Source organism: Nocardia sp. 852002-20019_SCH5090214, from assembly GCF_001665865.1.
Taxonomy (GTDB): Bacteria; Actinomycetota; Actinomycetes; order Mycobacteriales; family Mycobacteriaceae; genus Nocardia; species Nocardia nova.
In genome coordinates this window covers 1-3146 of record NZ_LZMK01000344.1, presented here as the reverse complement: position 1 = coordinate 3146, position 3146 = coordinate 1, and the positions used below count along the sequence as shown (strand labels likewise).

5 protein-coding genes are annotated in these 3146 nt (G+C 69.5%); all 5 read right to left on the bottom strand.

Annotated features, from left to right (window positions below; translation table 11 throughout):
* Positions 1-32 precede the first annotated feature (32 nt).
* The 5 genes from A5780_RS27050 to A5780_RS40340 all read right to left on the bottom strand — a co-directional run bounded on the left by A5780_RS27050 (position 33) and on the right by A5780_RS40340 (position 2873).
* Entirely contained in the window at positions 33-962 is a 930-nt protein-coding gene (locus A5780_RS27050; RefSeq protein ID WP_062969011.1) for a DNA-processing protein DprA, read from the bottom strand.
* 475 nt (positions 963-1437) lie between these two features.
* On the bottom strand, positions 1438-1692 hold the full coding sequence (locus A5780_RS43240) for a hypothetical protein (protein WP_369829555.1): 255 nt from the start codon (positions 1690-1692) through the stop codon (positions 1438-1440).
* Entirely contained in the window at positions 1655-1957 is a 303-nt protein-coding gene (locus A5780_RS43235; protein ID WP_369689789.1) for a hypothetical protein, read from the bottom strand. The genes A5780_RS43240 and A5780_RS43235 overlap by 38 nt, the downstream gene beginning before the upstream one ends.
* Positions 1954-2721 (bottom strand): DUF2786 domain-containing protein, encoded by a 768-nt coding sequence (locus A5780_RS27040; RefSeq protein WP_369829554.1) that lies wholly within the window; start codon positions 2719-2721, stop codon positions 1954-1956. Before A5780_RS27040 ends, A5780_RS43235 begins: the two co-directional genes overlap by 4 nt.
* Positions 2718-2873 carry a hypothetical protein gene (locus A5780_RS40340; RefSeq protein WP_156769682.1) on the bottom strand — a complete coding sequence of 52 codons (156 nt, stop codon included), beginning with the start codon at positions 2871-2873 and terminating at the stop codon, positions 2718-2720. The genes A5780_RS27040 and A5780_RS40340 overlap by 4 nt, the downstream gene beginning before the upstream one ends.
* Positions 2874-3146 lie beyond the last annotated feature (273 nt).

Here is a 3146-nt window from a genome sequence, read left to right as displayed (position 1 = left end):
ACGGTCCAACAGGTCGGAGGTGATAACGTCGGTCACGACGCTGGTCCCGCGCCGAGGTCGGTGACGATGTCGAGTGCCTCGCGTCCGCTGGCCGCCAGGTGCGCGGTGCGTTCACGCAGTAGCTGGTGGCATCCGGCGGAGGTAGCCGAGTAGATCGGTCCGGGAACCGCGGCGATGCGGCGGTGCAGTCGATGGGCCCACGACGCGGTGTCAAGGCTTCCCGACCGCGCACCGGCCTCGCAGATCACCAGGCCCGTGGAGAGCGCCGCCACGAGCCGATTGCGCTCGAGGAAGCGGGTTTTGGTCGGCACGGAGCCGGGCGGATACTCCGACACGATCAGCCCGCGGTCCGCGAGCCGATCGAACAGCCGGGTGTTGCCGGCCGGGCGGGCGCGGTCGATCCCGGCGGCCACGACCGCGATGGTGGGTGCCGACAACAGCAGTGCTGCCTGGTGGGCGGCGGTATCGATGCCGAACCCCGCGCTGCTGAGGACCCGCCAGCCGCGGTCGGCGAAGTAGGTCGCCATATCGTGGGCCACGTGGATGCCGTAGTCGGAGGCAGCCCGCGACCCCGTCACCGCCACGGTGCGATCAACCGACACCGTCAGCGGCAGCGGGCCGCGCACCCACAACGCCACCGGGGCACGAACATTCGCGCGTTCGAGGTCGGCGACCGCGGCCGTCGGCCAATCGGGATCCTCAGGCGTTACCAACATCGCGTCGACTGCGGCGGCGCGATCGAGATCCGCCACCGCCTGCTCGCCCACATCTGAGGGGATCTGGAACAGTTCGTGTTCGATGCACAACCGATCAGCGACGTCCTCGACATCGGTGTCGGCCAGAAGGGTCGACACCGCAAGGGAATTGGTCAACGCGGCGCGAGCGGCGACGGCCCACGCGAGCCGCCGCCGCGAGGTCAACGGCGCCAAGCGTTCGTCAAAGACATGGTCGGAAGCCGACACGGTGATCCTCCTGAGGAAAGAGTCGAGGGTGGAGTCGAGCAGCGCCGGACTCGAGCGCTAGACGTAGCTCTGTCGCCCGCGGGCGTGCAGGAGAGCCAGATGGGGCTCGATGCCGCGACGGCGCACACGACTCCGCCCGGCGCATGGGTGTTCGCGAGGGGAGAGGCATGTGGAGTAGCGCCGCACGGGCGGGAGTCAGCCCCGTCGAGGAAGGCGCTGTCGATGCAGGCGAGGTGAGAAGAACGGGCGCGTCCGGAGGGGTGGAACTACGCCCGTTCTCGCCCCCTTTCGTCCCAGCAACCGTGTGTGAGTCCACCGTGACGACGAAAGGGGTTGCATCGGGGAAGGGGACGGTGCGAGCCACCCGTGTGTCCCCTCGATCCCCCGATCCCATCGCGAATCCTAAACGCCGGCGTCCCGTCGCGGCGGTGGGTGAGCGAACCGCATTGGAAATATTCGTGTCACAGGTCGCGGGCTAGGTGAGGCGGGCTCCGGTGTCGTGGAGCAGGGTGCGCATCAGCCATCCAGCTTCGGCGCCGACGACGGTGTCGAGGACATCGCAGAACACGCGGCAGAACTCGGGGCCGTGCCCAGCGGGGCGGGGTTGCAGGTGGTGGGCCAGCTCGTGCAGCACCAGCAGTTCTCGCACGGCACGCTCGCGGAGCGGGACTGCGATCGTGGCGGTGGCGGGCTCATAGTGTGCGTAGCGGCTGCCACGCCGCGCACGCACCCGCACTGGTACCGCGGCGTGCGGGTAGCGGGCCCGTATAGAGGGCAACGGCCGCGGCGGGCGCCACCAACGTCAGAACGGCGTCGAGGTATGCGCTCACGGATTCGACTGTGCCCATGCGTCTTTCGATCGGCACGCTGATCTGGGAGCCGAACAGTTCGACGGTGCGCCCGGCAGTGTGGTCGGCGAGATCGAACATCGCACGCAGCCGGTGCTCGGCGTCGTAGACCTTGCGGCGTTGCCTGTCGCGTGGCCGTGCGGTCACGACGGCAAACCCTTACGGGGTCCGTCGATGTGGCCGAGGTCGTGTAGGCGGGCGCGTTGTCCGTCGCGGTCGCCGGCGTCGGCGGCGGCCGGTGCGTGGCCCGTGGCTCGCCGGTGACCGGCCCAGGTGCCTTTCGCGGCCGAGTGTGCGGTGTAGTAGTCGCGCAGCTCGATGTCTTTGTCCCGCAACGCCAACGCTGTGCCTGGTGCCGCCGGTGCGTCGGTGGCGAGGGCGTCGGCGCGGGCGCGGTCGCGGTCGGCGGGCAGGCGTTGTCCGACGCGGGCGGCGAAGGCGCGCTGGTAGGCCAGGCGTGCGGTGACACCGGCGACCGGGTGGCGTTGGTGGGCCGCGGAGTGCAGGTAGGCGCGTGAGCCGCGCACCATCTGGGCGAGCAGATGGGTGTAGAGCAGTTGGGTGGTGTCTATGTCGGTGCCGAGGCCGAAGGCGATCACCCAGGTCGAATTGTGGGCGGCGTCGACGCGGACGTCGTTGGCGTGGGCGATGGCCGCGAACAACGCCACGTAGGTGGCCAGCCCCTTGGTGCCCTTGGCTCCGATCTCGATGCGCCGCATGCCCGGCATCGGTCGGGCACGGCCGCGGTCGGCGGCCGCCGCGCGCGCGACAGCCAGGTCGATGGAATGCTGGGTCGCCAGCTGCTGGGCACGGGACAGGAATGCCTCGGCCTCGTGCGGGTTGTCGGTGCCCTCCGCCTGGCGCATCAACGCACCGATACGGGTGAGCAACTTGTCCGATCCGGTCATCATTCACCGTCCTCGGTGAACAGGGTGCGGGTGGCGATGATCGCGGCCAGCAGATCCAACGGCTGCTCCCCGGTGTCGGTGGGTGCGGCGTCGCGGACCTTTCGGAGTTTGCGCAGCCGCGAGGCAGGGCGCAGTTCGACACCGAACCTGTCCATCCCGTGCTCGCCGCCGGGCGCTCGGATCAGGGTGTAATCCTCGATCGCGATCCACGCCTCGTACCACGCTTCGGCCGGGTGGCCCTCACGCCGGCCTTCGCCGGGATCCGGAGTCGGTGGCGCCCAGAGGCGGCAGGTGCACTCCGGGTCGCCGCACGGGCGGCGGCTGGGATGGCGGTTATAGTGATCGATCTGGCCGGCTGTAGCAACTGCCGTGAGTTCTTCACGACCGCAACCGAAGAGGTCAGGGCTTCTCGCAGGAAGTGGTGTATG

Bases quoted from the DNA above. Each gene is read 5' to 3' on its own strand.
- A5780_RS27040 (WP_369829554.1), bottom strand. From the start codon at position 2,721: ATGATGACCGGATCGGACAAGTTGCTCACCCGTATCGGTGCGTTGATG.
- A5780_RS40340 (WP_156769682.1), bottom strand. From the start codon at position 2,873: ATGGACAGGTTCGGTGTCGAACTGCGCCCTGCCTCGCGGCTGCGCAAA.